Annotated in this window: 25 protein-coding genes; 15 read left to right on the top strand and 10 right to left on the bottom strand. The window is 65.6% G+C overall.

What is annotated here, in order from left to right:
• Nucleotides 1-13 precede the first annotated feature (13 nt).
• The 5 genes from ACI3K3_RS09730 to ACI3K3_RS09710 are packed head-to-tail and all read right to left on the bottom strand — an operon-like array spanning nucleotide 14 to nucleotide 4,935.
• Nucleotides 14-583, bottom strand: coding sequence for a chemotaxis protein CheD (locus tag ACI3K3_RS09730; RefSeq protein ID WP_404913387.1), 570 nt, complete (start codon nucleotides 581-583; stop codon nucleotides 14-16).
• The gene (locus ACI3K3_RS09725) at nucleotides 583-1,608 is read right to left on the bottom strand and encodes a chemotaxis response regulator protein-glutamate methylesterase (protein WP_404913386.1); all 1,026 of its coding nucleotides are present in this window, start codon (nucleotides 1,606-1,608) and stop codon (nucleotides 583-585) included. The genes ACI3K3_RS09730 and ACI3K3_RS09725 overlap by 1 nt, the downstream gene beginning before the upstream one ends.
• On the bottom strand, nucleotides 1,605-2,474 hold the full coding sequence (locus ACI3K3_RS09720) for a CheR family methyltransferase (RefSeq protein WP_404913385.1): 870 nt from the start codon (nucleotides 2,472-2,474) through the stop codon (nucleotides 1,605-1,607). The genes ACI3K3_RS09725 and ACI3K3_RS09720 overlap by 4 nt, the downstream gene beginning before the upstream one ends.
• Nucleotides 2,471-4,639, bottom strand: a complete 2,169-nt coding sequence (locus ACI3K3_RS09715) for a chemotaxis protein CheA (RefSeq protein WP_404913384.1) — start codon at nucleotides 4,637-4,639, stop codon at nucleotides 2,471-2,473. Before ACI3K3_RS09715 ends, ACI3K3_RS09720 begins: the two co-directional genes overlap by 4 nt.
• Entirely contained in the window at nucleotides 4,636-4,935 is a 300-nt protein-coding gene (locus tag ACI3K3_RS09710) for an STAS domain-containing protein (protein ID WP_404913383.1), read from the bottom strand. The genes ACI3K3_RS09715 and ACI3K3_RS09710 overlap by 4 nt, the downstream gene beginning before the upstream one ends.
• Nucleotides 4,936-5,109: 174 nt before the next feature.
• On the opposite strand from ACI3K3_RS09710, the gene ACI3K3_RS09705 reads away from it, so the two are divergent.
• Nucleotides 5,110-6,144 (top strand): chemotaxis protein CheB, encoded by a 1,035-nt coding sequence (locus tag ACI3K3_RS09705; protein WP_404913382.1) that lies wholly within the window; start codon nucleotides 5,110-5,112, stop codon nucleotides 6,142-6,144.
• Between the two features lie 85 nt (nucleotides 6,145-6,229).
• Here ACI3K3_RS09705 and ACI3K3_RS09700 read toward each other — a convergent pair whose 3' ends face one another.
• Genes ACI3K3_RS09700 through ACI3K3_RS09690 form a run of 3 tightly spaced genes read right to left on the bottom strand, consistent with a single transcriptional unit; the run spans nucleotide 6,230 to nucleotide 10,376 of the window.
• Nucleotides 6,230-7,786, bottom strand: coding sequence for a DHA2 family efflux MFS transporter permease subunit (locus tag ACI3K3_RS09700; protein ID WP_404913381.1), 1,557 nt, complete (start codon nucleotides 7,784-7,786; stop codon nucleotides 6,230-6,232).
• Entirely contained in the window at nucleotides 7,786-8,925 is a 1,140-nt protein-coding gene (locus ACI3K3_RS09695; protein ID WP_404913380.1) for an HlyD family efflux transporter periplasmic adaptor subunit, read from the bottom strand. The genes ACI3K3_RS09700 and ACI3K3_RS09695 overlap by 1 nt, the downstream gene beginning before the upstream one ends.
• Nucleotides 8,925-10,376, bottom strand: a complete 1,452-nt coding sequence (locus ACI3K3_RS09690; RefSeq protein ID WP_404913379.1) for an efflux transporter outer membrane subunit — start codon at nucleotides 10,374-10,376, stop codon at nucleotides 8,925-8,927. Before ACI3K3_RS09690 ends, ACI3K3_RS09695 begins: the two co-directional genes overlap by 1 nt.
• A 78-nt stretch (nucleotides 10,377-10,454) precedes the next feature.
• Between ACI3K3_RS09690 and ACI3K3_RS09685 the strand changes: the two genes are divergently transcribed.
• From ACI3K3_RS09685 to ACI3K3_RS09655, 7 genes are all read left to right on the top strand, one after another.
• A complete protein-coding gene (locus ACI3K3_RS09685; protein WP_404913378.1) occupies nucleotides 10,455-11,060 on the top strand; it encodes a TetR/AcrR family transcriptional regulator in 606 nt (201 codons plus the stop codon).
• Between the two features lie 50 nt (nucleotides 11,061-11,110).
• The gene (locus ACI3K3_RS09680) at nucleotides 11,111-11,614 is read left to right on the top strand and encodes an asparaginase domain-containing protein (protein WP_313437913.1); all 504 of its coding nucleotides are present in this window, start codon (nucleotides 11,111-11,113) and stop codon (nucleotides 11,612-11,614) included.
• Between the two features lie 234 nt (nucleotides 11,615-11,848).
• A complete protein-coding gene (locus tag ACI3K3_RS09675; protein ID WP_404913377.1) occupies nucleotides 11,849-13,306 on the top strand; it encodes a PAS domain S-box protein in 1,458 nt (485 codons plus the stop codon).
• The gene (locus ACI3K3_RS09670; protein ID WP_404913376.1) at nucleotides 13,299-13,766 is read left to right on the top strand and encodes a response regulator; all 468 of its coding nucleotides are present in this window, start codon (nucleotides 13,299-13,301) and stop codon (nucleotides 13,764-13,766) included. Before ACI3K3_RS09675 ends, ACI3K3_RS09670 begins: the two co-directional genes overlap by 8 nt.
• Nucleotides 13,767-13,823: 57 nt before the next feature.
• A complete protein-coding gene (locus ACI3K3_RS09665; RefSeq protein ID WP_404913375.1) occupies nucleotides 13,824-15,590 on the top strand; it encodes a putative bifunctional diguanylate cyclase/phosphodiesterase in 1,767 nt (588 codons plus the stop codon).
• 160 nt (nucleotides 15,591-15,750) lie between these two features.
• Nucleotides 15,751-16,266: a nitroreductase/quinone reductase family protein gene (locus ACI3K3_RS09660; protein WP_404913374.1), complete on the top strand. Its 516-nt coding sequence runs from the start codon at nucleotides 15,751-15,753 to the stop codon at nucleotides 16,264-16,266.
• A 35-nt stretch (nucleotides 16,267-16,301) separates the two neighbouring features.
• Nucleotides 16,302-17,468 carry a MaoC family dehydratase N-terminal domain-containing protein gene (locus ACI3K3_RS09655; RefSeq protein WP_404913373.1) on the top strand — a complete coding sequence of 389 codons (1,167 nt, stop codon included), beginning with the start codon at nucleotides 16,302-16,304 and terminating at the stop codon, nucleotides 17,466-17,468.
• Between the two features lie 48 nt (nucleotides 17,469-17,516).
• Here the strand turns inward: ACI3K3_RS09655 and ACI3K3_RS09650 are convergent, their stop codons facing one another.
• On the bottom strand, nucleotides 17,517-18,368 hold the full coding sequence (locus ACI3K3_RS09650) for a PhzF family phenazine biosynthesis protein (protein WP_404913372.1): 852 nt from the start codon (nucleotides 18,366-18,368) through the stop codon (nucleotides 17,517-17,519).
• A gap of 139 nt (nucleotides 18,369-18,507) precedes the next feature.
• Between ACI3K3_RS09650 and ACI3K3_RS09645 the strand changes: the two genes are divergently transcribed.
• Nucleotides 18,508-18,903 carry a glycine zipper 2TM domain-containing protein gene (locus ACI3K3_RS09645; RefSeq protein ID WP_313437929.1) on the top strand — a complete coding sequence of 132 codons (396 nt, stop codon included), beginning with the start codon at nucleotides 18,508-18,510 and terminating at the stop codon, nucleotides 18,901-18,903.
• A gap of 77 nt (nucleotides 18,904-18,980) precedes the next feature.
• Here ACI3K3_RS09645 and ACI3K3_RS09640 read toward each other — a convergent pair whose 3' ends face one another.
• Nucleotides 18,981-19,742, bottom strand: coding sequence for a GGDEF domain-containing protein (locus ACI3K3_RS09640; RefSeq protein ID WP_404913371.1), 762 nt, complete (start codon nucleotides 19,740-19,742; stop codon nucleotides 18,981-18,983).
• Nucleotides 19,743-19,969: 227 nt separating this feature from the next.
• Between ACI3K3_RS09640 and ACI3K3_RS09635 the strand changes: the two genes are divergently transcribed.
• From ACI3K3_RS09635 to ACI3K3_RS09610, 6 genes are all read left to right on the top strand, one after another.
• On the top strand, nucleotides 19,970-21,448 hold the full coding sequence (locus ACI3K3_RS09635; RefSeq protein ID WP_404913370.1) for a methyl-accepting chemotaxis protein: 1,479 nt from the start codon (nucleotides 19,970-19,972) through the stop codon (nucleotides 21,446-21,448).
• 286 nt (nucleotides 21,449-21,734) lie between these two features.
• Nucleotides 21,735-22,067, top strand: coding sequence for a glycine zipper 2TM domain-containing protein (locus ACI3K3_RS09630; protein WP_404913369.1), 333 nt, complete (start codon nucleotides 21,735-21,737; stop codon nucleotides 22,065-22,067).
• A gap of 109 nt (nucleotides 22,068-22,176) precedes the next feature.
• On the top strand, nucleotides 22,177-22,962 hold the full coding sequence (locus ACI3K3_RS09625; RefSeq protein WP_404913368.1) for a sulfotransferase family 2 domain-containing protein: 786 nt from the start codon (nucleotides 22,177-22,179) through the stop codon (nucleotides 22,960-22,962).
• Nucleotides 22,963-23,180: 218 nt separating this feature from the next.
• The gene (locus ACI3K3_RS09620; protein WP_404913415.1) at nucleotides 23,181-23,918 is read left to right on the top strand and encodes an SDR family oxidoreductase; all 738 of its coding nucleotides are present in this window, start codon (nucleotides 23,181-23,183) and stop codon (nucleotides 23,916-23,918) included.
• Nucleotides 23,919-24,039: 121 nt separating this feature from the next.
• Complete coding sequence (locus tag ACI3K3_RS09615; RefSeq protein ID WP_404913414.1) at nucleotides 24,040-25,281, top strand: class I SAM-dependent methyltransferase; 1,242 nt, start codon at nucleotides 24,040-24,042, stop codon at nucleotides 25,279-25,281.
• An 88-nt stretch (nucleotides 25,282-25,369) separates the two neighbouring features.
• Nucleotides 25,370-26,602: an argininosuccinate synthase gene (locus ACI3K3_RS09610; protein ID WP_404913367.1), complete on the top strand. Its 1,233-nt coding sequence runs from the start codon at nucleotides 25,370-25,372 to the stop codon at nucleotides 26,600-26,602.
• The last annotated feature ends 51 nt before the right edge of the window (nucleotides 26,603-26,653 follow it).

Genomic DNA, 26,653 nt, shown 5'->3' with positions numbered 1-26,653 from the left:
AGGGCCTCGTTTCTCAAAACAGTTCGACTTCGCCGCGCGGCTCGGTGCGGGGGAGAATGGGGCGGAGGGAAACGGCGGCTTCGGCGTCCAGCGCATCCACGGCGGCAAGCCGACGACAGCGCACCAGTCCCGACGCGGGGCGGAAATCCAGGCGCCGCGCGGCGCTGCCGCCGAGATCCTCTCGCGCCAGTGTAATGCCCTCGCGTTGCAGGAATTCGCGGGCGAAGCGGGCATTGGCGCTGCCGATCCGTTCCATTCCGCGATGGAGATTGGCGCCTCCGTAGAGATGCGCGCGCATGTGCTGCTTGCGGCCGCCTTGCGCCAGCATGGCATTGATCAGCATCTCCATCAGATAGACGCCGTAATGCACGTCCACCTCGCCCCGTTCGGTTTCGGAAAGCGGCTTGGGGAGGAGGAAATGGTTCATGCCGCCCAGGCTCGCGACGGGATCGTGCAGGCAGGTGGCAACGCAGCTTCCCAGCACGGTTCCAAACTCGTCCACCGGCGATGCGCTCACCCGGAACTGGCCCTGAAGCACGGTTGCATGGTTGTGCCGCTCCGTGTCTGGAAGAGGTTCGAGCATCAGGCGGCCTGGTGCAAGGCATGGCGGGCGATGCGGTCGAGCGGCGCCACCACGCGCGCGGCGCCGAGGGAGATGGCGGCGCGGGGCATGCCGAAGACCGTGCAGCTGTCCTCGTCCTGCGCGATCGTGTGCGCGCCCGCCCGGCTCATGGCCAGGAGACCGCGCGCGCCATCCTGTCCCATGCCGGTGAGGAGTATGCCTACGGCCCCACCGCCCAGTTCCGCCGCCGCCGAGGCGAACAGCGCATCTACGCTCGGGATATGCCCGGAAACCGGCTCGCCCCTTCGCAACCTGGCGTGGAGCGCGCCGGTAGGCCCCGCCCGGACCGTCAGGTGACAGTCCGCCTCGGCAGCCAAGTAAACGTTGCCTGCGCGCAGCGGCATGTCCTGCCCCGCAACCTGCACTCGCGCCGGGCAGGCCTGGTCGAGCGTGCGGGCGATGGCGGGCGCGAAGCGCGGATTGACGTGCTGGACGATCAGCGTCGGTGGGCAATCCCCGGCGAAGTCGCGCAGCAGAACCTGCAACGCTTCCACCCCTCCAGTGGACGATCCGATCGCGATCAGGCGCGTGTCGCGCCGGATCGAGCGACGGCTTTCCTCCGCCAACGCGCGCAAGACCGGGCGATGGAAACGCACTTGCGCCGCTGCCCGGACCATGGCCGCCAGTTCGCCGCCGTCGTGCAGGGCAAGCCGGCCCTCGGGATCGTACTTGGCATAGCAGTCCACCGCGCCCAGCCCCAGCGCGCGGGCGGTCGCCTCGCTGCCGTCGCGCGTCATGCCGGACACCACGATCACCGGGGTCGGCCGCAGGGTCATGATCTTTTCGAGGAAATCGAGCCCGTTCATGCCCGGCATCTCGATGTCGAGCGTGACGACATCGGGATCGAGGCGCTTGATCATCTCGCGTCCCTCCACGGCATCGGAGGCCGTGCCCACGACTTCGATATCGTGCTGCTCACGCAGGCGCGCCAGCAGGATCGCGCGCATCGTCGGGGAATCGTCGATGATGAGGACGCGGATGGTCATGCCCCTCTCCGGCGATAGATCGTGGGGCCCACCAGTTCGAGCAAGTCCGAGGCCGGGCCGGTCACGCGCTCGGAATGGCCGATGTAGAGATAGCCGCCCGGAATGAGCGCCTCGGCAAAGCGATGGACCAGGCGTTCGTTGGTGGGAGCGTCGAAATATATCATCACGTTGCGGCAGAAGATCGCATCGAAACGGCCCCGGATCGGCCAGTCGCCCAGCAGGTTGAGCGTGCGGAAGCGCACGATGGAACGCGGCGGCTCCGCCAGTGCGACCTTCCCGTGCTCCTCGGCCGTCCAGAGCAGGCGCAGTTCCGACGGCACCGGCTTCAGGTCTCCAGCGGCATAGACGCCGCCCATCGCCTTGTGCAGCGCATGCGGCGCGATGTCGCTGGCAAGCACGCGCAAGTCGCGATGCGTCAGGTCGACGCCTGCCGCGCGGTCCGTGCCCAGCAGGGTCATGACGATCGACCAGGTTTCCTCGCCGCTCGAACAGCCTGCAGACCAGATGCGCACGGCGTCGCGGCGGCGCAGCTTCTCTATCAGCGCGGGCCTGACATGGTCGCGCAAGTGCTCGAAGTGATGCGCCTCGCGATAGAAGAACGTGTGGTTGGTCGTCAGCGCGGCAACCGCGCGGCCCATCTCCTCGGGATCGGCGCGCATCGCCTCGATATAGCGGCCGAACGTCACGAGGCCGGTCGCGCGCACCAGCGGCGCAAGACGGGAATAGACCAGCATAGCCTTGCCCTGCGGCAGGACGATACCCACCGCATCTTGGACGATCCGGGAAACTTCCGAGAAATCGGCGGCACCGTAGATGTCCGGGCTGACGCCGGGCACGAGTTCGGTCACGATGTCCGTGGCCATCATGCCGCGGCCTGTTCCGGGCCTGTCGGTTGCCCCTCCGGCGAAGAGAGCGTGAAGGCCACCAGTCCGTCCACGTCGAGGATCAGGGCCACCCGCCCGTCGCCCAGGATCGTCGCCCCCGCGACCCCTTCCACGGAGCGGAAGTTGGTGGCGAGGCTCTTGATCACGAACTGCCGCTGGTCCTGGATATCGTCCACCAGCAGCGCCGCCTGTCCGGCACTTTCGGTTTCGACGACCACCAGCACGCCCTTCCCCGCCGCCCCGCCATCCGCCTCTGCACTGGCTCCGCCACTGGCGTTCAGCGCCTCTCGCAAGGGAATGACGGGAATGAAGCGACCGCGCACGTTGAGCACCTGACGACGGGTACCGATTCCCTGCACTTCGTTCTCGCCGGGGCGCAGGCTCTCGACGACGTGGGAAAGCGGCACCACCAGCGTCTGGTCGCCGACATTGACGATCATGCCGTCGGAGATCGCCAGGGTGAGCGGCAGGGTGAGGATGAACTTCGTCCCCCTGCCCGGCACGCTCTCGATGGTGATGCGGCCGCCGAGATCCTTCACGTTCTGCCGCACCACGTCCATGCCGACGCCACGCCCCGAGATGTTCGAGACGACCTCGGCGGTGGAGAAGCCGGGGGCGAAGATCAGATGGTCGATCTCTTCGGCAGTCAGTTGAGCGTCGCTGCCGATGATACCCTTGTCGATGGCCTTGGCGAGCACCCTTTCGCGGTCGATGCCCGCGCCATCGTCGGCAATGGAGATGAGAATGCGACCGGATCGGTGCTCCGCCGCCAGCGTCAGCGTGCCCTCCGGGGGCTTGCCTGCCGCGATCCGGGCCTCTGCGCTCTCGATGCCATGATCCACGGCGTTGCGGATGAGATGGGTGAGCGGTTCGCCGAGCCGCTCGATCACGGTCTTGTCCAGTTCGGTGGTCTCGCCCAGCACGTCCAGCCGGACGTGCTTGCCGGTGCTGGCGGCAAGATCGCGCAAGATGCGGGGAACGCGGCTGAACACCGAGGCGATGGGCTGCGCGCGGATCGACATGGCGCTTTCCTGCATGTCGCGCGTCAGGCCTTCGAGCAAAGACAGCTCCTCGCTCGCCGTCACTCCCGCCCCTTGGAGCCGCTGCACCAGCATGGCCTGCGCGATCACCAGTTCGCCCACGAGATCGATCAGCCGGTCGAGCTTGAACAGATCGATGCGGATGGACTGGCCCGAGTTGGAACTGGGGCCGGAACTAGTCGTTGGGCCGGTCGTCGCGGTGAAAGTGCTTGCTATAGGGGCCGCAGCAACGGGCTCCGGCGGTGCGGCCGACAGGATAGCGCCGCTGGCCGGAAGCGCGCGGACAGGCGCGGATTGCACGGGAGGCATCGCTGCATCTTCGCCGATGGTCAGTGCGCAATCCTCGCCGATGAAGTCGAATATCTCGCGCACCACCTCTTCGGACAGCTCGCCGGGCATGGCGTAAGTCCAGCCGAGATAGCCCTGCTCCAGATCGAAGTGATCCAGCGGCGGCACCTCGGAAGTGTCGCAGTGCAGACACTCGCCCCCCAGCGCCGCCAGATCGCGCAGCATTAGCAGCGGCTCGCTGCCGTTGCGCATCGCGCCTGCGTGTGGCCGGACATGCACCTGCCAGGAGGGCTTCGCAGCCGGGGCCGCGGCGAAGTCGGCGGTGAGGTCGTCAAGCAACGCATCGAGATCGAGCCCGAAATCGTCGGATACGGGCGCTTCAGCCGCCTCCGTCGTCTCAGGTTTCAGCGCGATCGGCGGCGCGCCCCCCGAATCTGCCCCCAAATCCGCCATCGCCGCGTTCATCTCCGCAATCAGCCCGGCGTCGGCCGGTGGCTCGCCTTCCTCGCGCGCGGCCTCCACATGATCGGCCAAGGTATCGAGGGCACGCAGCAGCAGGTCCACAAGCCCCCGCTCGATCGGCACCAGCCCTTCCCGCACATCGGAAAGCAGGGTCTCGAAAACATGGGTATAGCCCTGGAGCGCGGCGTATCCGAAAGCGCCGGCGCCGCCCTTGATCGAATGCACCCCGCGAAACACGGCATTGACGGTGTCGGCATCCTGGGTTCCCGCCTTGCAGGCCGCCAGGCCGGCTTCGGCCGCCGCGAGCGACTCTTCGCACTCGACGAAGAAGATCTGCTGGATTTCCTCCGGGCTCACAGCACGGCATCCTCAGGAGCAACCTCCTGCCGTAACTCCGTCCCGGCGCCCTCCCCGAAAAGCTCCGTGCAAAGCCCCGTCAGCGCCGCAACGTCGCGTAGCACGGGAGAAGGCACGATAGTGGCGCCCGCGCTGCGCCGCGCCGAGACCAGCAGTTGCAGGACCGCCTGCCCCATCTGCTCCACCGCCGTGCCGTCGATCGTCATCTCGTCGCCGCCGATGGCCGCAACCATCTCGGGCCAGAGCGCCTCGGCGGCGGCGCGGTCGCAGCGGGCAGGAAGAACGAGTGTGGTCATCGCGGGAACCCCGGTCCGGGAAAGGGTGAAGCGCCCTCCTATCCGCGTCGTTGCCAACGCCGGGTTTGCCCGCCGCTCCGAAAAGTCCCTTAGAACGCAGAAGGACTTTCGTTCCGTTCCCCACGCTATCGCGCATCTCCGTCAGCCGATTTTCTCGAACGGGAAGGTTTCTCCATGCACGATGCACGCGTTCTGGTCGTCGACGATTCCGCCGCCATGCGCGCCCTGTTCTGCGACGTGCTGGAGCAGTCGAAGAACGTGCGCGTGGTGGGCACCGCCGCCAGCGCGGCCGAGGCGCGGGAACAGATCGCGCAGCTCATGCCCAATGTCGTCACGCTCGATGTGGAGATGCCCGGCATGAGCGGGATCGAGTTTCTGGAAGAGATCATGACGACCAACCCGATGCCGGTCGTCATGCTATCGGCACTGACCCAGAGCGGCACCGAAACCTCTTTGAAAGCCTTCGAACTCGGCGCGGTGGAATGCTTTCCCAAGCCGCTCAAGGCTACGCCCGAACAGTTCGCCAAGACGGTGGGCAAGCTCGGCAAGATCGTCATCGCCGCCGCCAATTCCAACGTCCGCGACCGGCCCCGGCATCGCGGCGCCAAGCCCGCCGAGGAACAGGGCGGCTATCGTGCCAGTGGAAAGATCGCTGCCTTCAGCACATCGATGGGCGGCGTCGATGCGTTGACCGCCGTGCTATCGCACTATCCCAAGGCCTGCCCGCCGACGGTGATCGTGCTCCAGACCGAGCCGGCGCTGGCCGAGATGTTCATCGCCCGCGCCGACCGGGACAGCGCCTGCAACGTCAAGGCAGCCGTCGATGGTGCAGAGCTGGTCGCAGGCATCGTCCACATCGCCTTCGATCCGGCGCGGCACGTCATAGTCGAGCCCGGCACGCCGCCGCGCATCCGCCTGGTCGAGCGCGATCCGGTGGAGGGGTTCCGCCCTTCCGCCACGCTGCTGTTCGGCTCGATCGGGCGCGGGGGGATGCCCGCCATCGGCGCGGTGCTGACCGGCATGGGCGAGGACGGCGCGAAGGGGCTTCGGCTGCTCCAGGCCGCTGGATGCCGCACTCTCGCGCAGGACCGTGCCAGCGCCACCGTACCGCAGGCCCCCGCCGCCGCCGTGGAGGCAGGCGCGGTGGATGCCGAACTCAGGCTGGAGGATCTCGCCGCGGACGTGCTGGCGAACTGCGCGCAAGACTGACACAGGAAAGCCGCCGACGCTGGAGGAGGGGATAGCGTCGGCGGCTCGCCAGGCTTCGGAGAAGGACGTCAGGCGTACCTGGGGATCAGTGTCCGCCCGAAGCCGGCTTCGCACCGCGCGGGGGACGCGGGGCGATCCAGATAGTGCAGGCCGCGATGAACAGCAGCACGGCACAAAGTGCGAAAACATGGACGGTGCCGAGCGCCGTGCCCTGCCCCGCCACGAGGTTCGCCAGGGTCTGGCGTGCCTGCTCCAACGAGAAACCGGCGCCCTGAAGCTGTTCCATGGTTCGCTGCGCGCCGTTCATCGACGCGGCCATCTCGGCCCCGTTGGCGCGGGACATGTCGTCCCAGGTGGTCGTCACCAGGGCCGTGGCCACGGCGCTCGCCAGCGTTCGTCCGAAATTGGCGATGCCTGCCGCGCCCGCCGTCTCGTCGGGGCGAACCGAGGCGAGGCTGATGGTGGTTAACGGCACCATGAACAGCGAGACGCCGATGCCCTGCACGAGTTGCGGCCAGGAGATCGTCCAGAACGTCACGTCGGTGGACCAGCTGGTGCGGAAGATCGCGCAGACGCCGATCCAGGAAATGCCGATGAACACCAGCAGTCGCGGATCGAAGCGCTGCATCAGCTTGGGCACGAACGGCGATGCCACCACCGCCAGGACGCCGGAGAAGGCCATGGCTTCGCCCGCCTGGGTGGCGGTATAGCCCATCGAGGTCTGGAGCCACTGCGGGATGATGACCACGGAGGCGAAGTAGGTACCGAAGGCGATCGTCAACGAGAAGGTCGCCGCCGAGAATCCGCGATGCCGGAAGACCTTCAGGTCTACCACCGGATGTTCCTCGGTCAGCTCCCAGATGATGAAGGCGATGAAGAAGATCACCGCGATCACCGCCAGCGCGACGATGAAGGGCGATCCGAACCAGTCGTGCTCGCGGCCGAGGTCGAGCATCATCTGGAAGGCGCCGACCCATGCGATCAGCAGGCCCAGGCCCACCACGTCGATCGGCAGCTTGCGGGTAGGCGTTTCCACGCTGCGCAGCATGGTGAACAGGCCGAAGAAGACCACGATCACGATCGGCACGTTGATGAAGAAGATCCATTCCCACGACCAGTTGTCGGAGATGTAGCCGCCGACGATGGGCCCGGCGATCGGCGCGGTGACGACGGTCATCGCCCACATCGCCATGGCGCGCGGGTGCATGTGCTTGGGGAAGATGCGCAGCAGCAGGGTTTGCGTCAGCGGCATCAGCGGACCGCCGCAGAAGCCCTGCCCCAGGCGGAACACCACCAGCAGCGGGAAAGTATGCGCGATGCCGCAAAGCGCCGAAAACAGGCCGAAGCCCACCAGCGAGAACAGGAACACGCGCAAGCTGCCGAAACGGCCGGCAAGCCAGCCCGTAAGCGGCACGCAGATCGCCTCGGCAACGGCGTAGGATGTGATGGCCCAAGTGCCGTTCGTTACCGAGACGCCGAGGCCCCCGGAAATATGCGGGATCGAGACGTTGGCGATCGTCAGGTCGAGCACGACGACGAAGTTGGCCATCGCCAGCAGGAAGCCGGCGATGAGCAGCTTCGCCCCCTTGAAGGTAACGTCGCCTGATTCCCCGTCTACGGGCGCAGCAGGTGCGCCTGCCATCAGTCGGCGTCCGTCAGTTCGATCTCGGCGTCCATCGACAGGCCGATGCGCAGCGGATGGGCCTGAAGCTCCTTGGGATCAAGCTCGATACGGACGGGCAGGCGCTGGACCACCTTGATCCAGTTGCCGGTCGCGTTCTGCGCGGGGATCAGCGAGAAGGCCGAGCCGGTGCCGCCCGCAAAGCCGATCACCTTGCCATGATAGACCACGTCGCCGCCGTAGAAGTCGGACTTCAGCGTGGCGTTCTGGCCGGGGCGGACCTTGCCGAGCTGCGTTTCCTTGAAGTTGGCGTCAACATAGAGATGACCGACCGGAACTACCGTCATCGCCACGCCGCCGGTCTGGACCTTCTGGCCGACCTGGATGGCGCGCCGGGCGATCACGCCGTCGATCGGCGCGCGGACGATGGTGCGTTCGAGGTCGAGCTTCGCCTGGTCCAGCTTGGCCTGTGCTGCGCGGATTTCCGGCGCGGTGGTGTCGCTGGTGCCCTTGGTGAGCGCCACGGCGGCGTCTTCCTGGCGGCGGGCGCTGACAGCGGCGGCCTGCATCTGGGCGAGCATGGCGCGCGCCTCGCTGGCCGAAGCCTGTGCCGAGGCAAGCTGCTGGCGCGCGGTCGTCAGTTCGTCGCCGGATACGGCGCCGCTGCCGACCAGGGCCTGGCGGCGGGCGAAGTCGGTCTTGGCCTTGGTGAGGGTCGCCTCGGCCGAGGCGACGCTGGCCTTGGCCGAGTTGATCTGCGCGTCGCTGGCGTCTGCCGAGGCACCGAGCGCCCGGTTCTGCGCGAGCGACTGGCCGTAGCGGCGCTGCGCGGCGGCAAGCTCGGCCTCGGCCTGGGCGAGCGCGATGCGCTGGTCCTTGTCCTCGATCCGGAACAGCAGCTGGCCCTTGCGGACGGGCTGGGTGTCAGTGACGAGCACTTCCACCACGCGTCCCGAGGTCAGCGGCGTGACTTGCGCATTGTCGCCGCCGACATAGGCGTTGTCGGTAGAGACCGAGCGGCTGCCGATGAAGGCGTCATAGGCAAAATAGAGCAGGCCCACGGCCGCCACGCCGACGGCCAGGCCGATCAGCAGCGGCTTGCGCTTGTTCTTGCCCAGCACGCTCCCGGAGCCCTGTGCGTTGTTGTCCTGGTCACTCATCACTCGGGAGCCTTCTTGCTGGAATTGTCTTCGTAGCCGCCGCCCAGCGCGCGCTTGAGCGCGACTTCGCTGGCGAGGGTACGGAAATGGGCATCGACGGCCGCTTGCCGCGCATCGAGCGCGGTCGTCTCGGCGCTCAGCGCGTCGAGGTAATTGCCGAGGCCGCCCTTGTAGCGTTTCATGGCGATGTCATAGGCGCGGGCCGACTTGGCCTGGGCATCTGCGGCAGCCTGTTCCTGCTCGGCCGCCGCATTGCGCGTGGCCAGCGTATCGGCCACGTCCTGAAGCGCGCCGATCACGGTGCCGTTGTAGTCCGCCACGGCCAGGTCATAGGCGCCGCGCGTGCGGGTATATTCGCCCTTGAGGCGGCCGCCCTGGAAGATCGGCAGGCTGATCGCGCCGCCCGCGTTTCCGTAAGTGGAGCCGCTCTTGAACAAGTTCGAAAGTCCGAGAGACTGGAGGCCGAACAACCCGCTGATCGAGATATCGGGCAGGAAGGCGGCCTTGGCGGCATCGATCCGCTTGCCCGCACCTTCGGCGCGCAGACGCGCGGCAACGATGTCCGGACGACGACCGACAAGACCGATTCCGGCGTCTCCGGGAACCGCCGTCACCGGCAACCCGTCGATCGAGGTAGGCGTGATGGCCAGGCCGCGATCGGGGCCCGCGCCAAGCAGCGCTGCAATCGCATGGCGGCGCAGCAAAATCTGCTCGTTGTTGGCGGAAAGCGCCGCGCGCGCCGAGGCGGCCAGCGATTCCGACTGACGCAACGGCAGTTCGCTATCGAGCCCCTGCTGGTTGCGCTGGTCGCTGAGCGTGACCATCGCCTCGCGCGCCTTCAAAGCTTCCTTCAGCGCCTCTCCGCGCGCCACCAGGCGGGCGAGATCGAAGTAGGAGGAGACGACGTTCGAGGAGATCATCAGCTCGGCCTGGCGGGCATCGGCCTCGGCCGCGTACTGCTCGGACGTCGCCGCGGCGAGCATCTTGCGGTTCTTGCCCCAGATATCGAGGTCGAAATCGCCAGACAGCGCGAGATCGCCCCTGCTCTTCCATCCCTTGGGCACGAATGCAGCCGGAATGCCGTTGTTGTAGCTCTGCTTCGCTCCACCGGCGGAGCCCTGCCCGTTGAGGCTCGGCAAAGTCGCCGCTCCGGCCACGAGCGCCGCGCCGCGCGCTTGCAGGATACGGGCCTGCGCCTCGGCCACGTCGGGGGAATTGGCCAACGCCTCGGCCACCAAGGCATCGAGCTGGGCATCGCCGTAGGCGGTCCACCACTGCTGCTGCGGCCATGCGGCATCGCCGGTGGCCATCAGCGACTGGCTGCTGTCCAGGATTGCGGGGGCCCGCATCTGCGGCTTCGGCCCAAGGTCGGGCACAGCGCAGGCGGACAGCGAAAGGCCTACGGCGAGCATGGAGGCTGCCGCGACTCGGGTGATAGTGATCGTACTCATCGGTACAGTTTTAATCGGAGTCCGGGTTGCGCCTGTCAATGGAAAAGTGTACCAGCCAGTACCACTATGACAGAAAATATGGGCAAGAGAGAACTCAACAAGGCGCGCAAGAGAGCCGCTATCGTGGACGTAGCCACGCGTTCCTTCTTCGAACGCGGCTATGCCGCCACCACGATGTCTTCCATCGCCGACGAACTCGGCGGCTCCAAGGCGACGCTCTGGGCACATTTCGGCTCCAAGGAAGAGTTGTTCGCCGCCGTGGTCGACAACAAGGTGGACTCATTTTCGCAGGACGTGAACGAAGTTCTGACCGGGCAAACCTTTTCGTTTCCGGCGCTGCGCCGCGCGTGCCTTCGCTTCATCGACTGCTTGCTGCGCGAAAACTCGGTGCAGCTGTTTCGCCTCGTGGTGAGCGAGGGGGAGCGGTTTCCAGAGATCAACGAAATGTTCTACGAGCGCGGCCCCTGGCGTTTCCGGCGCTGCGTAACGGAGTTCTACGCCACCCGGTTCACCCAGGAAGAAGCCGAGCGGCTGACGCAAGTGACGGTGGCGGCCATGGTCGGCTATCGCTCGGACATTCTCATGCAGCCCCGCCGTCCCAGCCTGAAAGAGCGTGAGGCTTTCGTCGACAACCTGATCGGCCTGATCGATTGGCCACGAGGTACCTGCCCCCGCGCGGCATGAATGGTAAGGAATGGCTTGACCTAGCGCGGTCGGGATAGGAAACGGCGCGCATGGACCAGGCCAGCGCACTTTCCCCCATTCTCGTCGTCACCACCGGCGGGACTTTCGACAAGCAGTATTTCGACGCGCTCAGCGAATACCAGATCGCCGAGAGCGTGATCGAGAAGCTGCTGAAAGTCGCGCGCGTCGCCCACCCGGTGCGCGTTGTCGAACTGATGCGCAAGGACAGCCTGGAACTGACCGACGAGGATCGCGCGGCCATCCGCGCCATCGTCGCAGCCGCGCCGGAAACGCACGTGGTCATCACCCACGGCACCGACACGATGACCGAGACCGCCAAAGTGCTGGCGGACCTGCGCGGCAAGACCACGGTGCTCACCGGCGCCCTTGCCCCTGCCCGCTTTGCCGAGAGCGACGCCACGTTCAACCTCGGCATGGCTTTCGCCTGCTGCCAATCCGCACCCGAAGGCGTGTGGATCACGATGAACGGTTCGGTGTTCAACGGGCTGAAAGTGCGCAAGGACCGCGCTGCGGGGAAATTCATCAGTCTCTGACCGACGCCGCGCCGGAGCGGCCAGTCTTTGCGCGCATCCAAACCACATTGACCCATAACTAAGGGCAAAACCGGAAAGCCTCCTTCGTCAGGCGCAAACGGCCTGCCTCATAGACCGGAACGCGGAAGGTCGATCGCCGCGTCGCCGATGAACGCGCACGACCTCCCGGTCGCACGGTAACGTCGCTCCCCTGTTCTCAGGGGTGCCGGCTTTTACGCTGCGAAGGGAATTGTGGTGACGGTAGCGCTTCAGAACCAGGCGGACGTGCATGTCGCGCTGACTCATGCGCCGATCGGCGCCATGATCATCGACGAGGCCGGCGTTATCTCCTGGGCCAACAATGCCGTGGCGGCGCTGCTGGGTGAGCCGGACCCTTCGGCCTTGCGCCTCTCCCTCGCATTCGTGTGGCTGCCGCAGGACGATGCCGAAATTCTCCGCAAAATGCTGGAGGTGTTCTTCGCCGCACCGGTGGATGCACGGCCTTCCTGGACGCGCGTAGTCGCGGTAAAGGCGCTGGAAGGAATCCAGCAGACGGTGGAACTGACGCTGACGTCCTCCCCCGGCGACTTCGACAAGCGCGCAATCCTCTACTTCCAGAGCCTGACGCGCCAGACCATCGCCGAAAAGCGCTTCACACAGATTTTCGAGAACCTGCCGCTCGGCGCACTGGTGGTCGACAGTCGCCAGCGCATCGTCCAGGTCAATTCCGCCCTTGCCGGCGAATTCGGCTACCCGCGCGAGGAGCTGGTCGGGCAACCGCTCGAACTGCTGCTGCCCCCGCGCTATCGCGAACCGCATCGCGATCACGTCTCGGGCTATGTCCAGGCACCCATCTCGCGCATCATGGGCACGGGCCGCGATCTGACCGGCCTGCACCGGTCGGGACAGGAAATTCCCGTCGAGATCGCGCTGACGAAGCTCGAGAACGGCGCCCAGCCGATGTTCATGGCCATCGTGAGCGACATTTCCTCGCGCAAGCAAGGCGAGACCGCGCTCCAGCAGACCAACGCGCAGCTTGAGGAATTCACTTACGTCGCCAGCCACGACCTGCGTTCGCCGCTGCGGGGGATCGCGGATCTCGTCACCTGGATCCGCGAAGACCTCGGCGATATCGAACTGCCGGACGACGTGAAGCACAATTTCGATCGGATATCGCTGCGCATCGACCGCGCCGAGCAGATGATCGACGACCTGCTGGACTATGCCCGCGCCGGCGTGCGCGAACGCCACGTCGAGACGATCGCCCCCGCCGAACTGTTGGAGGAGGCACTGGGCCTGGCCCTCGTCCCCGACGGTTTCGAGGTGGAGATCGACCTTCAGGGCGGCGACATCGTCGCGCCGCGCGCGCCCCTGGCCACCTCGCTGCGCAACCTGATCGGCAACGCGGTAAAGCACCACGGCGGCGCTTCGGGACGGATACGCATCGCCATGCGCGAGGAAGGCCGGTTCTCGGTCTTCACGGTGGACGACGACGGCAAGGGCGTCACCCCCGGTAACGAGGAACGGATCTTCAAGCTGTTCCACCGCGCCTCGCCGGGCACCAGCGGCGACGGCGTGGGACTGGCCTTCACGCGGCGCATGATCAACGCCCACGGCGGCATGGTGACGGTCCGCTCTCCCGGAACGCTCGGCGGCGCCTCGTTCGAAATCCACTGGCCGCGGATACTGCTCAAGGAAAACGAGGATGACTGAACGCGACACCGCGCAACCCCGAAACGCCCTGTCCGACTATACCGTGCTGGTGGTCGACGATGACGACGTGGCCCTCGAAAGCGTGCTGCGCAGCTTCAAGCGCCATGGCGTTCCCTGCCGCAGCGAAACCGCCGGGGACGGCCGCGAAGCCCTGGACATTCTGCGCAGACGCCACGGGGACAAGCAGGTCGACACCCCGGTGATCGTGCTGCTCGACCTCAACATGCCCAACATGGACGGCTTCCAGTTCCTGGAGGAATTGCGCGCCGACGCCGAACTGAAGCGCACCGTCGTGTTCATCCTCAGTACCAGCTCGCGCGATCGGGACCGTTCGCGGGCCTACGACGAGCATGTCGCCGGATACATGGTGAAGTCGGCGGTCGGTCCGCAGTTCGCCCAGCTTGCCCAATTCATAACGAAATACGCCACCACGCAGAACCTGCCGACGATGGCGCACTGAAACCGCCCGACGATCCCGCTCGAAGGTCGCCCACTCACACCCGAGGAACTTCAGAGAATGGAATATATTCACAACGGCAAGACGGAAATCCAGGCCCTCGTGGTGGATGACGACGATGTCGATCGCGAGCGCCTGATCCGCATGCTCCAGCGCGGGCCACGCCCGATCAACGTGATCGAGGCCAGTTCGCAGGCCGAGGCGCTCCAGATCATCCGCCACGCCGAGCCCGCGCTGGACATCGTTTTCCTCGACTTCGGCCTGTCCGACGGCGACGGCCGCGACCTGGTTCCCACGATCCGCGCCGAAGTGGATCAAGACTGCCCGATCGTGGCCGTCACCGGCAATGTCGACGAACAGGTCGCGGCGGATTCGATCAAGGCGGGGATGACCGAGTACCTGACCAAGCGCGCGCTTTCGCCGGAGCGGGTCGCCGCCTCGGTCGAGGAAGGGATCGCCTGGCGCAAGTACCGGCAGGACTTGCGCCGCACCGAGGAGGAACTGACGCACCGCAGCCTCCACGATCCGCTGACCGACCTGCCCAACCGCACGCTGCTGTTCGACCGGCTCGGCCAGGCCTGCGCCCGCGCCCGCCGCAACGGCGGAACCTTCGCGGTAATGATGATCGACCTCGACCGCTTCAAGGAGATCAACGACAACTTCGGCCACGCCGCCGGCGATGTGGTGCTCACCACCATCGGCCGCCGCCTGCGCGGCCACCTGCGCGAGGTCGATACCGTGGCGCGCCTCGGCGGAGACGAGTTCGCCTTGCTGCTGCAGGATGTGCCCGACTACGACACCGCCACGGGACTTGCCGGCAAGCTGGCGCGGGTGATCGAGCAGCCGATCGTCCACGAGAACCGCATCCTCCATGTCGGCGCCTCGATCGGGATCGCCATGTGCCCGCAGCGCGGCTATGCGCCGACCGGGCTGCTTTCCGCCGCCGACGACGCGATGTACGCGGCCAAGCGCGGGCTCGACAAGCTGGTCGCCAGCCGCGAGAACCTGCCCGCCGCCCCGGCCTTCGATCCCAAGGACATGCTGGAGGAGATCGACCAGGCCATCTCGCACGATGCGCTCGAATGGCACTGGCAGCCCAAGGTGGACTTGCGCGACGGCCGCGTGCTCGGCTTCGAGGCGCTGGTGCGCTGGCGCCATCCCCGTAGCGGCAATATCCCAGCCGACCAGCTCATCCGCACCGTCGAGCAGTCGCCGCTGCTGGAGACGTTCACCAACCAGTGCCTGGACACCGTGCTCGCCCAGTTCGCGCGCATTCAGGACAAGGTGGACGGCGCCTCGATCGCCATCAACGTCTCGGCCCGGATGCTCGAACGCCCGACTTTCGTGGACAGCGTAGTGGAACTGATCGAATGCCACCGCATCGCCCCCGAGCGCGTGACGCTGGAGCTGACCGAGACCGCGCTCATCACCAATCCCTCCCAGGCCAAGCGCGTGATCGAGAGCCTGCACGAGCACCGCATTCCTCTGTCGATCGACGATTTCGGCGCGGGCTTCACCTCGTTCGGCTACTTGCGCGAGTTCGCGATCAGCGAGATCAAGATCGACCGCTCGTTCATCTCCCGCTTCACCGAGAACCGCTTCGACCAGTCGCTGGTCAACAGCCTGGTGGTGCTCTGCGAAAGCCTTGGGATTCCGCTGGTGGCGGAAGGCGTGGAAACGCCGGAAACCCAGGAACTGCTGGTCTCGCTCGGCTGCAATGCGGGACAGGGCTACGGCATCTGCAAGCCCATGCCCTACGACGACGTGCTCGACTGGATGGACTCCTGGCGCAACCAGACGCCGATGATCCGGCAGGTCAACGCCTGAGAAACGGCCTGAGGCGGCCTTTTCCCACCTATCGGCACCGGGGCGCGGACAACGCCTCGGTGATACCTGCATTGCGCATGTCCATCATTGCTGGACCCTGCCCGCGCCTTTCGCGATCCTCCCGCCAGATCAGGAGAGGCCGAATGAGAGGGAACGCGGCATGAGCGACGAAACGGCAGCGGCGATCAGCGCCGTCCGGCGCGACTGGGTCACCGAGCACCGCGACATGTACCTCGCGTCCGGCGGCGCCCAAGGCCATATCATGGACATCACGCCGGTCGGCGGCCGCAAGTTCGCGACGCACTGTCTGGTGAAATATGTGGGCCGCAAGAGCGGCAAGATCTTCATCACCCCGCTCTGTTATGCCGACATCGGCGGCGAAGTGGTGATCTGCGGCTCGAAGGGCGGCTCCGATACCCATCCGCAATGGTATCTCAACCTCGTGGACAATCCGGAGGTCGAATTCCAGATCGCCACCCAAGCTTTCAAGGGAACCTGGCGCGAGCCGGAAGGCGCCGAGCGCCAGAAAGTCTGGGATTTCTTCATCGACTGCCATCCGTTCTACGCCACCTACCAGGCCTCTACGGAGCGCCTGTTGCCACTGGTCCTGATGAAGGCGGATGCGGAAATCCCCGTGTTCAAGGCCGAAGACGCCACCGGCCTCCGTACGACCTAAAGTTTTTCAGACCGCATTTCCGGGGCTTCACAGCAATGACGACTGCTACGATCGACTTCACCGATATCGACCAGTACCTTGGCAAGACCATGGACTTTTCGCCCATGCGCGAACCCGTCGCCAACAACGACATCCGGCGCTGGGTCCATGCCATGCACTATGCCAACCTGCTGCACTTCGATCCTGCCACGTTCGAGGCCAGCCGCTGGGGCCGCCTGGTGGCACCGCAGAGCTTCGCCATCGCCACCGACGACGGACACGGCGCGGCACCGGCCTGCGTCGGCTGCATTCCCAATTCGCACCTGCTGTTCGGCGGCGACGAATGGTGGTTCTACGGCCCGCGCATCGAAGCGGGCGACGTGGTGACAAACACGCGTATTCCCTTCGATTACAAGATCAAGGAAACCGGCTTCGGCCCCACCTGCTTCCAGCGCGGCGATAATAACTATTCGAACCAGAAGGGCGAGGAGATCGCGCGGCAGCGCTCCACCGCCATCCGCTACCTCGCGCATGCCGGCGGCGATTCGGTAAAGGCAGAGGACTTCGACGAGCCGGAATGGACCGACGAGGCGATCGCGGCCCTGGAAGACCGCAAGTTCGCCTGGATCAAGATGCTCCACGACCTCGGCCACAAGGAGCGCTGGTGGGATGACGTCGTGGTGGGCGACCAGCTTCCGGAGCGCGTCTTCGGCCCGCACTCCCTCGCCAGCTTCGCCACCGAATGGCGCGCCTACATCGTCAACACCTGGGGCACGATGGACTTGCGCAAGAACGACCTCGAAGCGCTGGGCTTCACGCGCGAGATGGCGGGCTATGAGAACGATCCCGAGATGATGCTGGTGAACCCGCTGCTCACCGACGGCGCCTACTACGGCCCTTCGCGCGGACACCTGTTCCCCAAATATGCCCGCAAGATCGGAATGCCGCGCGGATATGGCTACGGCGCGTCGATGGGATCATGGGTGACAGACTTCCTGTCCGGTTGGGCGGGCGAGCATGGCATGGTCGTCCACTCCATCGCCAATTATCGCGGCCCCGCCCTTACCGGCGACGTGACGATCCAGACCGCCGAAGTCACCGAGAAGTCGGTGGACGAGGAAGGACGCCACCTCGTGCACGTCAAGCACCTGATGACCAATCAGAACGGCAAAACCATGTGCACCGGCAGTGCCGAGATCGCACTCCCGAAGAAACCCGGCTGATCAACAGGACCGGCAGCCCGTCCCGGAGGTATACCGGGACGGGCTCGCTCAGAACCCGCCCGGCAGCGCGCCGCCGGTCGAGACCGTCGCCACTCGGCCTGCGATCCAGATCGAGCCGTCAGCTTCCTTTCGGCAGTGGATCGATCCGTCCGCACCCGTTTTTCGGCCCTGCGCAGCGACATAGGCCTCGTGGGCCTGGCCGCTGGCGAAGAGATACTGCGCCACGGCTGCGTTGAGACTGCCCGTCACCGGATCCTCGCAGACACGGCCGGTGGCATCGGCAAAGAAGGCACGCAGCTCCCACTGTGCCTCACCAACGCCCGCGTCATCGCGGGGTCCGAGCAGGGCCACATCGGTATGCAGCGGCGCGCGGGCCACCGGCTCTGCCGCCAGCACGGCTTCGGCGGAGGCGAGATGCAGCAGCTTCCAGCCCGGACCGTTGGCTGCATGGACCCCCGCGACGACGTCCTTCTCGTCCACGCCGCAAAGCCGGATCGTCTCTGCAAGATCCACGGCGTCGAGCGGCCCCGATCGCGTCAGCGGCGGTGCACGGAAGGCCAGCATGTCGCTCTCCTGCCGCACGTCGACCAGCCCGATTCCGCATTCCTGCACGATCCGTCCCGTCGTTTTGGGAACCCCGCCGCTCGCCAGCCAGGCGTGGGCAGTCCCCAGCGTGGGATGCCCCGCGAAGGGCAGTTCGCCTGCGGGATAGAAGATCCGCACGCGGTAATCGGCTGCGGGATCGGTCGGCGGCAACAGGAACGTCGTTTCCGAGAACCCCAGCCAGCGGGTGATCCGCAACATGGCATCGGCATCCAGATCAACCGCGCCGTGCACGACCGCCAGCGGATTCCCGGTGAGAGGACCGGACCCGAACACGTCCACCAGATCGAGTTGCATAGTCAGCATTTCCTTCACGCGTTTTCGCCCTTGGACAAAATCTCAGGGTTTTTCCCGTGGTTCATTCGGGGTTTTGGAGCAAGGGTGCATCCAGAGTGTTATAAGGCCACATAATTCCGTTCTCAGTAAGGACATCTCGATGAAGAAGACCCTCCTGGCCCTGACCATGGCCGCGCTTGTGCTGCCGATGGCAGCCCCCGCAGAGGCTCAGGCTTGGCGCAACGACGATCGCAACCGCCACCACGACCGGTATGACAATCGCCGCGACGACCGCAACCGTTACGACAATCGTGGCCGCTATCGCGAACCGCGCCGCATGACCCGCAACGATCGCGCCTGGCGCGGCAAGGACGGCCGTTACTACTGCAAGCGCGACAACGGCACCACGGGCCTGATCATCGGCGCCGGCGCGGGCGCCCTGGCAGGAAACCAGATCGCCGGCCGTGGCGACAAGACCCTGGGAACGATCATCGGCGGCGTGGCCGGCGGCCTGCTCGGACGCCAGATCGACAAGGGCGACGTGAAGTGCCGGTAATCTGACCGTCCCAGTCTGAACACGAAAAAAGGCGCGCTATCCTTCGGGACGGCGCGCCTTTTTGCTGCCTGCGCCGCTTAGAGCGCGGACACCAGTCGCAAGTGCTGGTCAATCGCCGGTTCGGGCGCGGATACCGTCCGGTTCCTGCCTTGCCGCTTGGCATCATAGAGCGCTTCGTCGGCCTTGCGCATGACTTCCGCCAACGTGAGCCCTCGGGTTGCCGAAACGCCAAGGCTCAATGTCGGCACGACTTTACCCCCCGCGAACGTGGTGACGACCAGTTCCGCCACGGTCCGGCGCAGCCGTTCGGCGGCGGCATGCGCCTCGCGTCCGTTGCGGGCGTGGAGGAAGAGGCCGAACTCCTCGCCCCCAAGCCGCCCGCACAAGTCGCCCGCGCGCAAGTTGGACTGGATAGCATCCCCGATCGCCACGAGCACGCGGTCTCCCACGCCGTGCCCGAACGCGTCGTTGATCTGCTTGAAATGATCGACGTCGGCCACGATCAGCCAGCCGTCCCGATCGGCCATGGCGTCCCGCGTCATCTCCAGGAACACGTCGCGGTGGGTCAGGCCGGTCATGCCGTCTACCCGCGCCGACCGTTCCAGCCGCCTGAACGCCTGGGCGAGTTCCTCATGCAGGGCGGAAATGCGGGCCTGCTGGCGCGAAAGCACGATGCAGACGGGCGCGGACACCGCCAGTGCCACGATCATGCCCACGACGATCAACTGCACGGGCATCGCGAAGCCGGGCACCAGCGCCGCCACCGCCAACAGCAGCGAAGTTGCGGCTACCGCCAATCCGGTTCCCGCAGCCACATGGCGCAAGCCATGGCTTTTCATGCAAACGATACCTTACCCCGTTGAACCCCTCGAACCCCATAGACCGGCATAGTTAACAGTTTGCTGCCCCGGTTAACTTTTGCGCCTGAAAGCGCGGTTCGTGCCGCGCCGTTAGAGGGATGGGTCTTCACTCGCACCCCAGGAATACCCCTTAGCCCCCACGGAAAGCCCTTTTAGTCTCTCGCCGCTAAACCGCCCTGGCCACTTCGACAGGGGAAGAAGACAGCATGACCGCCACTTCTCAAACCACGGGCCGCGGCAATATCGCACCTCTCGACGAGGCCAACTACCGCACCTTCCCCCGTATCCTGGCCGCCATCCGCAAGCATGCCCCGGTTGCGCTCAAAAGCCTCTATCGGCGCGTCGAGGCATCCTCCGAACTCAGCCGCCTCCTGCCCGATCCGGAAATCCGCCGTCGCGCCTCGGATGCGCAGTACGAGCACTGGATCAAGATGTTCTCCGGCCGGTTCGACGCCGATGCGGCCAAGCGCAGCGAGAAGATCGGCCACATCCATGCGCGCGTAGGCCTGACGCCGGACTACTACATCACCAGCTACGCCGCCGTGCTTGAAGACATGATCGAAGCGATGATGGCCCGGCGCTTCATCACGCCCTTCAACAGCCGGGACGCGGGCAAGACGGTGGGCACACTGGTCAAGGCTGCCCTGCACGACATGCAGATCGCCCTCAGCGCCTATTTCAACGCAGAGGCCGAAGCCCGCAATCGCGTGCTCGATTCCATGAGCCTGGCCCTGTCGGAAATGGCGTCCGGCAATCTCCAGGCCCAGCTCGGCGACTTGCCCGAAGCCTATCGCAAGCTTGGAGAGGACTTCGACAACATGCGCCGCCACGTCGGCTCGCTGGTGGTGGAGATCACCGATTCAGCGGACAGCGTCAAAGTCAGCGCCCAGGAGATCAGCGCCGCCGCCAACGATCTTGCGTTTCGCACCGAAAGCCAGGCCGCGACGATCGCCCGCATATCCGAAGGTGTGCGCGAGGTCACCGGCGCGATCGGTACGACCGCAGGAAGCGCCCGCAACGTCGATTCCAGCGTATCCGAAGTCGCGGGCCACGCCCGTCGCGGCGGCGAGGTGATGGAAACGGCGGTCGTCGCCATGGACAAGATCAAGACCTCCTCCACCGAGATCGCGCAGATCATCGACGTGATCGAAGCCATCGCCTTCCAGACCAACCTGCTGGCGCTCAACGCCGGCGTGGAGGCCGCGCGCGCCGGAGAGGCGGGCAAGGGCTTCGCCGTGGTCGCCACCGAAGTCCGCGCACTTGCCCATCGCACCACCGAGTCGGCGAACAATATCAAGAACCTGATCACCAAATCGACGCAGGACGTGCATCAGGGCGTGGACCTGGTGGCGCAGACGCGATCCGCCCTCGACGAGATCATCGCCCGCCTGGCCGAAACCACGCAGATGGCTGACGAAATCTCGCGCTACTCGCAGACCCAGGCCCAGACCATGCGCGAACTGAGCACGGAGATCCAGCAGCTCGACACCAACACCCAGCAAAACGCCGCGATGGTGGAAGAATCCAACGCCGCCGCGCGGGCCCTCACCGAACAGGCCCACGCCATGGCGACCACGGTGGGCAAGTTCCGCTTCGAGCGCGGAAGCGAGCCTCGCAGGAACGAAGCGGATCGCTCGCGTCAAGGGACATGGCCGGTCGCCGTCAGAAAGGCCGCCGGGTTCTAGGACGGATCGACATTCAGCCCATGCGGGCCTGCGAAGCGCGATTTGAAGCTAGGCTCTTGGGCTTCGATGCTCACGGACCGAAAGTCCGCTGCGCTTCGATGCTCGAAAAATCACGCTTCTCGGCTCCACCTGCACTGAATGTCGATCCGTCCTAGGCCATTCGTCGCTCCGACCTCACGCCTCGGCGTATATATCGCTCCGTGCAATACTGTTCATCGCAGGTTCTGGCGCGCGCTGGAAATCGGAAATCCGGTCGTCAAGACATTCAACAAAGAAGGATTTCCAGATGCGCAAAGCCATCGCAGCAGCCGCCTTGGCTGCCCTCACCATTCCCGCCACTTTCGCCGTGACCGAAGTAGCGGAAGCCCGGGACCGCGGTTCGCGCTATCACCGCACCGACAACGGCATCCGCTACTGGCGCGGCAATGATGGTCGCTATCGTTGCAAGAAGTCCAACGGCACCACCGGCCTGCTGATCGGCGGCGTGGCAGGCGCCCTGGCGGGTCGCGCCATCGATACGCGCGGCGATCGTGCCACCGGCACCATCCTCGGCGCCGCCGGCGGTGCCCTGCTGGGCCGCGAGATCGATCGCAACAACTCGCGTCCGCGCTGCCGCTGATCGACGAGGAACCACGGCGCGTCGTCCCTCCGGACGGCGCGTCGCATGGCTGCCACAACTGAAATATTTCGAAATCGCCAGGCGATGCGCAACCTCTAAGCCGCCGCGCATGGCACTAGAATTGGAAGCGACTACCGGGACCACCGGCGTCAATCGTATCGTCGCAGCGGCCTTCGGCGTGAAGCTGGTCAGCGACGTTCCAGAGCGGCTCTGTCGCAGCGGAATGCGACCATGGCTGGACGGCAAGCGCCGCAGCCGGATCGACAGGATCCGCGCAAGCCGCCTTCTTTTCATCCACGTTCCCAAGAACGCCGGCACCTCCATCTGCGACCGGCTCTATGGCGCGCAGATGAAGCATTGCTCCGCCCGCTACTACGCCAGGGTCGCGCCGGACCTGCTGGGGTTGCCAAGCTTCGCCTTGGTCCGCGATCCTGTAGACCGGTTCCTTTCCGCCTTTCGCTATGCCCGCGCGGGCGGCACTTGCCATCGCACGATCTCCGAACCGTTCCGGGACGGCTATGCCGGCTTCCGCACGATCGCCGATGCCATCGATCATCTGGCGCGGGCCCGTTCGCCATTCGACGTGGATCATATCTTCCGCCCGCAGAGCTGGTACGTGCTGGATGCCAAGGGCCGCGCCGCGGTCGACCACCTCATCCCCTACGAAAGGATAGGTGAGATCGGCAGGCGTCTCGGACGGGAGGAACTCGGCACCCTGCCCGCCTTCAACCGCAGCAGCCGAACCGGCGAACGGCCCTCTCACCGGGAGCTAGATTTCCTCCATCGCTTCTATGAGGCCGATTTCGCACTGCGGCTCCAGGCGGTCAGCGGCATCCCCGCCCCGACAGGCCGCCCAGGCTCGTCCGAAGCACCGCGTCCCGCGTTGGCCCGGTGACGAGGGCAGAGCTAAATCTATGTAAATTCCGACAGGCCTTTCCTACAGGTTCGGTCTGTGCTCCTATGCCGCCCGATGATTGCTTGCCTGCCTCCCCCTCCGCGCCGCCCTTCCCTCCGAACGGGGCCGGACGCCAAGGCCGCCGGAAATTTCCTCTCAGGACCGTGTAAACTGTGTCAACCTGAAGGCCGCTTCGCGTGACGGACGCAAGGCCTGCCATGCTGGTGACCGGCGGTGCCAAGCGCATCGGCGCGGCCATCGCCCGGATGTTCGGCGCGGCGGGATGGCACGTCGTCATCCACTACGGGCATTCGCGAGAGCAGGCCGAAGCTCTGGCGACGGAACTGCCCTCGTCGGAGATCGTCAGCTGCGAACTGAACGACTGGAACGCCGGCCCCGCCATGGTCGAGGCGCTGGCCGCCCGACTGCCCGACTGGCGCGTGCTGGTGAACTGCGCCGGCATGTTCGACCTCGACACAGCGCAGGCCCTCGATCCGCAGATTTTCGAGAAAGCCATGCACGTCAACGCCGGGGCCCCGGCAAGACTGGCGCAAGCCTTTCTTGCCCATGCCCGCGCGAAGGGCGGACGCCGGGTGATCCACGTCACCGACCAGAAACTGCTCAACCCGAACCCGGACTTCTTCTCCTACACCATGAGCAAGCATGCTCTGGCCGCCACCATCCCGATGCTGTCGATGGCGCGCATGCATGAAGAGGACCGCATTTACGGCCTCGCGCCCGGCGCGATCCTTGCCAGCCACGACCAGACCGACGCGGAAACCGAAGTCTCTCACCGCATGAACCTGCTCGGGCGCAAGACCACGCCGGAAGACGTGGCCTCCGCCGCGCTGTTCCTTTCACAAGGCTGGCTGGAAAGCGGCGAAACGCTTTACGTCGATTCCGGGCAACACCTCCTCGCGCAGCCCCGCGACGTCCTCTTCCTCGCACGTCAGTAATCGAAACTCCTCCATGGGGCTCCTTCTCCAACTTTGACGACTACAACGCCTTCGCTTGCGCATATCGCAAGCGAACCCTCTTGCACCGGGCCGAAGCGCCCTTCACAAATGGTTGATGGCAATGGGAATTCTTGATCACTTCCTCCAGCGCGGCGTCCGTCAGGGCGTGCTGGAGGTCGCCCGCCCCGATGGCAGCGTAAAACGCTTCGGCACCTCAACCCCCGGCTTCCCCGAAGTGCGCATCCGCTTCACGGACAAGGCCGGCGAACGACGCATCCTCACCGACCCCCGGCTCGGCGCGGCGGAAGCTTTCATGGATGGCCAACTCGTCGTCGAACAGGGCGACATCATGGAGATGGTCGAACTGATCCGCGCCAACGCCAAGTGGGACAAGGGCGGCGAACTGCATGAACACACCGCGTTCAAGAAACTGAAGGGCAAGGTCGTCACACTGGTGGACGGCATCAACAAGGCGGCCAGCGCCAAGAAGAACATCGCCCACCACTACGACATCGGCAACGAACTCTATAACCTGTTCCTCGATATCGAGCACATGCAGTACTCCTGCGCCTATTGGCCCGATCCGGCCATGACGCTGGAACAGGCCCAGACCGCCAAGCTTGCGCACATCGCCGCCAAGCTCGCGCTCGAACCCGGCCAGCGCGTGCTCGACATCGGTTGCGGCTGGGGCGGCATGGCGATCTACCTGGCCAAGCACGCAGGAGCCTCGGTCCTCGGCATCACCCTCAGCGAGGAACAGCTTGCCCTCGCACGCGAGCGCGCCGAAGCAGCCGGCGTGGCGGACAAGGTCACGTTCGAACTCGTCGATTACCGCGACCTCGCGGCGCGCGGCGCCAAGTTCGACCGGATCGTCTCGGTCGGCATGTTCGAACATGTCGGGCAGGCGCAGTTCGGCCAGTTCTTCAAGGCCGTCGGCAACCTGCTGACCGACGATGGGGTCATGCTGCTCCACACGATCGGCCGCATGGGCGGCCCGGGCGCGACCGACGCCTTCACCCGCAAATACATCTTCCCGGGCGGCTATATTCCCGCGCTCAGCGAGACGGTTGCCGCCAGCGAGAAGTTTCGCCTGATCGCCACCGACGTGGAGAACCTGCGCCTTCACTACGCGCTCACCTTGCGCGAATGGTACAAGCGCTGCGTCGCCAACAAGGAAGCCATCGTCAATCTCATGGACGAGCGGTTCTATCGCATGTGGATCTTCTACCTTGCCGGGGCCACCGCAGCCTTCGAAAGCGGCGGCATGTGCAACTACCAGATCCAGTACGCCCGCAGCCGCCATGCCCTTTCGCTGACGCGCGACTACATCGCCGCGAACGAGGCCGCACTCCTGGCCGAATAGCGCCGCACCTTTCCTTCATTGCGCAAGGGGGCGCGTGCTGATAGGCGCGCGTCCCGAATCCACTGCCCTTTCTGCGGAGCCCGCGCCCATGTCCGACAGCATCAAGAAGGTCGTCCTCGCCTATTCCGGCGGCCTCGACACCAGCGTCATCCTCAAGTGGCTCCAGGTCACATACAACTGCGAAGTCGTGACCTTCACGGCCGACCTCGGCCAGGGTGAGGAACTCGAACCCGCACGCGCCAAGGCCAAGCTGATGGGCCTGCCGGACGAAAACATCTACATCGACGACCTGCGCGAGGAATTCGTGCGCGACTTCGTCTTCCCGATGATGCGTGCCAACGCCCGCTACGAAGGCGACTATCTCCTCGGCACCTCGATCGCCCGTCCGCTCATCTCCAAGCGCCTGATCGAAATCGCACACGAAACCGGCGCCGACGCCGTCGCCCATGGCGCGACCGGCAAGGGCAACGACCAGGTCCGCTTCGAACTCTCGGCCTATGCGCTCGACCCGAACATCAAGGTCATCGCCCCCTGGCGCGAGTGGGATCTCACCAGCCGCACCGCCCTGATCGCCTGGGCAGAACAGCACCAGATCCCCGTCCCCAAGGACAAGCGCGGCGAAAGCCCGTTCTCTACCGACGCGAACCTCCTCCACACCTCGTCCGAAGGCAAGGTTCTGGAAGATCCCTGGGAAGAAACCCCGGACTACGTCTACTCGCGCACCGTCAACCCGGAAGACGCGCCGGACGCGCCGGAATACATCACCATCGACTTCGAAAAGGGTGACGGCGTCGCTCTCAACGGCGTCGCGATGTCCCCCGCCTCGCTCCTCACCGCGCTCAACGAACTCGGCCGCAAGCACGGCATCGGCCGCCTCGACCTCGTCGAGAACCGCTTCGTCGGCATGAAGTCGCGCGGCATGTACGAGACGCCGGGCGGCGAAATCTACGCCCGCGCCCATCGCGGCATCGAGCAGATCACGCTCGACCGCGGCGCCGCGCACCTCAAGGACGAGCTGATGCCGAAGTATGCTGAGCTCATCTACAACGGCTTCTGGTTCGCCCCCGAGCGCGAGATGCTCCAGGCCGCGATCGACCACTCTCAGCTTCGCGTGAACGGCACCGTCCGCCTCAAGCTCTACAAGGGCAATGCCTCGGTCGTCGGCCGCAAGTCGCCGGACTCGCTCTACTCCGAACGCCACGTCACGTTCGAGGACGATGCCGGTGCCTACGACCAGAAGGACGCGGCCGGTTTCATCAAGCTGAACGCCCTGCGACTCCGCCTGCTCGCCCAGCGCGACGCCCAAAGCGACTTCAAGTAAGTACCCTGGATTCGGCCATCCGAATCCTTTTAACGTCTTAACGACATCCGG

This window comes from Novosphingobium sp. ZW T3_23 (assembly GCF_044987305.1).
Taxonomy (GTDB): Bacteria; Pseudomonadota; Alphaproteobacteria; order Sphingomonadales; family Sphingomonadaceae; genus Novosphingobium.
Note: the sequence above shows the minus strand (reverse complement) of the source record. Positions and strands in the feature narration are given on the sequence as shown.

What these genes read in the sequence shown, in the direction of transcription:
- ACI3K3_RS09730 (WP_404913387.1), bottom strand. Translation starts at nt 583, where the DNA reads ATGCTCGAACCTCTTCCAGACACGGAGCGGCACAACCATGCAACCGTG.
- ACI3K3_RS09725 (WP_404913386.1), bottom strand. Translation starts at nt 1,608, where the DNA reads ATGACCATCCGCGTCCTCATCATCGACGATTCCCCGACGATGCGCGCG.
- ACI3K3_RS09720 (WP_404913385.1), bottom strand. Translation starts at nt 2,474, where the DNA reads ATGATGGCCACGGACATCGTGACCGAACTCGTGCCCGGCGTCAGCCCG.
- ACI3K3_RS09710 (WP_404913383.1), bottom strand. Translation starts at nt 4,935, where the DNA reads ATGACCACACTCGTTCTTCCTGCCCGCTGCGACCGCGCCGCCGCCGAG.
- ACI3K3_RS09705 (WP_404913382.1), top strand. Translation starts at nt 5,110, where the DNA reads ATGCACGATGCACGCGTTCTGGTCGTCGACGATTCCGCCGCCATGCGC.
- ACI3K3_RS09700 (WP_404913381.1), bottom strand. Translation starts at nt 7,786, where the DNA reads ATGGCAGGCGCACCTGCTGCGCCCGTAGACGGGGAATCAGGCGACGTT.
- ACI3K3_RS09695 (WP_404913380.1), bottom strand. Translation starts at nt 8,925, where the DNA reads ATGAGTGACCAGGACAACAACGCACAGGGCTCCGGGAGCGTGCTGGGC.
- ACI3K3_RS09690 (WP_404913379.1), bottom strand. Translation starts at nt 10,376, where the DNA reads ATGAGTACGATCACTATCACCCGAGTCGCGGCAGCCTCCATGCTCGCC.
- ACI3K3_RS09685 (WP_404913378.1), top strand. Translation starts at nt 10,455, where the DNA reads ATGGGCAAGAGAGAACTCAACAAGGCGCGCAAGAGAGCCGCTATCGTG.
- ACI3K3_RS09680 (WP_313437913.1), top strand. Translation starts at nt 11,111, where the DNA reads ATGGACCAGGCCAGCGCACTTTCCCCCATTCTCGTCGTCACCACCGGC.
- ACI3K3_RS09670 (WP_404913376.1), top strand. Translation starts at nt 13,299, where the DNA reads ATGACTGAACGCGACACCGCGCAACCCCGAAACGCCCTGTCCGACTAT.
- ACI3K3_RS09665 (WP_404913375.1), top strand. Translation starts at nt 13,824, where the DNA reads ATGGAATATATTCACAACGGCAAGACGGAAATCCAGGCCCTCGTGGTG.
- ACI3K3_RS09660 (WP_404913374.1), top strand. Translation starts at nt 15,751, where the DNA reads ATGAGCGACGAAACGGCAGCGGCGATCAGCGCCGTCCGGCGCGACTGG.
- ACI3K3_RS09655 (WP_404913373.1), top strand. Translation starts at nt 16,302, where the DNA reads ATGACGACTGCTACGATCGACTTCACCGATATCGACCAGTACCTTGGC.
- ACI3K3_RS09650 (WP_404913372.1), bottom strand. Translation starts at nt 18,368, where the DNA reads ATGCAACTCGATCTGGTGGACGTGTTCGGGTCCGGTCCTCTCACCGGG.
- ACI3K3_RS09645 (WP_313437929.1), top strand. Translation starts at nt 18,508, where the DNA reads ATGAAGAAGACCCTCCTGGCCCTGACCATGGCCGCGCTTGTGCTGCCG.
- ACI3K3_RS09640 (WP_404913371.1), bottom strand. Translation starts at nt 19,742, where the DNA reads ATGAAAAGCCATGGCTTGCGCCATGTGGCTGCGGGAACCGGATTGGCG.
- ACI3K3_RS09635 (WP_404913370.1), top strand. Translation starts at nt 19,970, where the DNA reads ATGACCGCCACTTCTCAAACCACGGGCCGCGGCAATATCGCACCTCTC.
- ACI3K3_RS09630 (WP_404913369.1), top strand. Translation starts at nt 21,735, where the DNA reads ATGCGCAAAGCCATCGCAGCAGCCGCCTTGGCTGCCCTCACCATTCCC.
- ACI3K3_RS09625 (WP_404913368.1), top strand. Translation starts at nt 22,177, where the DNA reads ATGGCACTAGAATTGGAAGCGACTACCGGGACCACCGGCGTCAATCGT.
- ACI3K3_RS09620 (WP_404913415.1), top strand. Translation starts at nt 23,181, where the DNA reads ATGCTGGTGACCGGCGGTGCCAAGCGCATCGGCGCGGCCATCGCCCGG.
- ACI3K3_RS09615 (WP_404913414.1), top strand. Translation starts at nt 24,040, where the DNA reads ATGGGAATTCTTGATCACTTCCTCCAGCGCGGCGTCCGTCAGGGCGTG.
- ACI3K3_RS09610 (WP_404913367.1), top strand. Translation starts at nt 25,370, where the DNA reads ATGTCCGACAGCATCAAGAAGGTCGTCCTCGCCTATTCCGGCGGCCTC.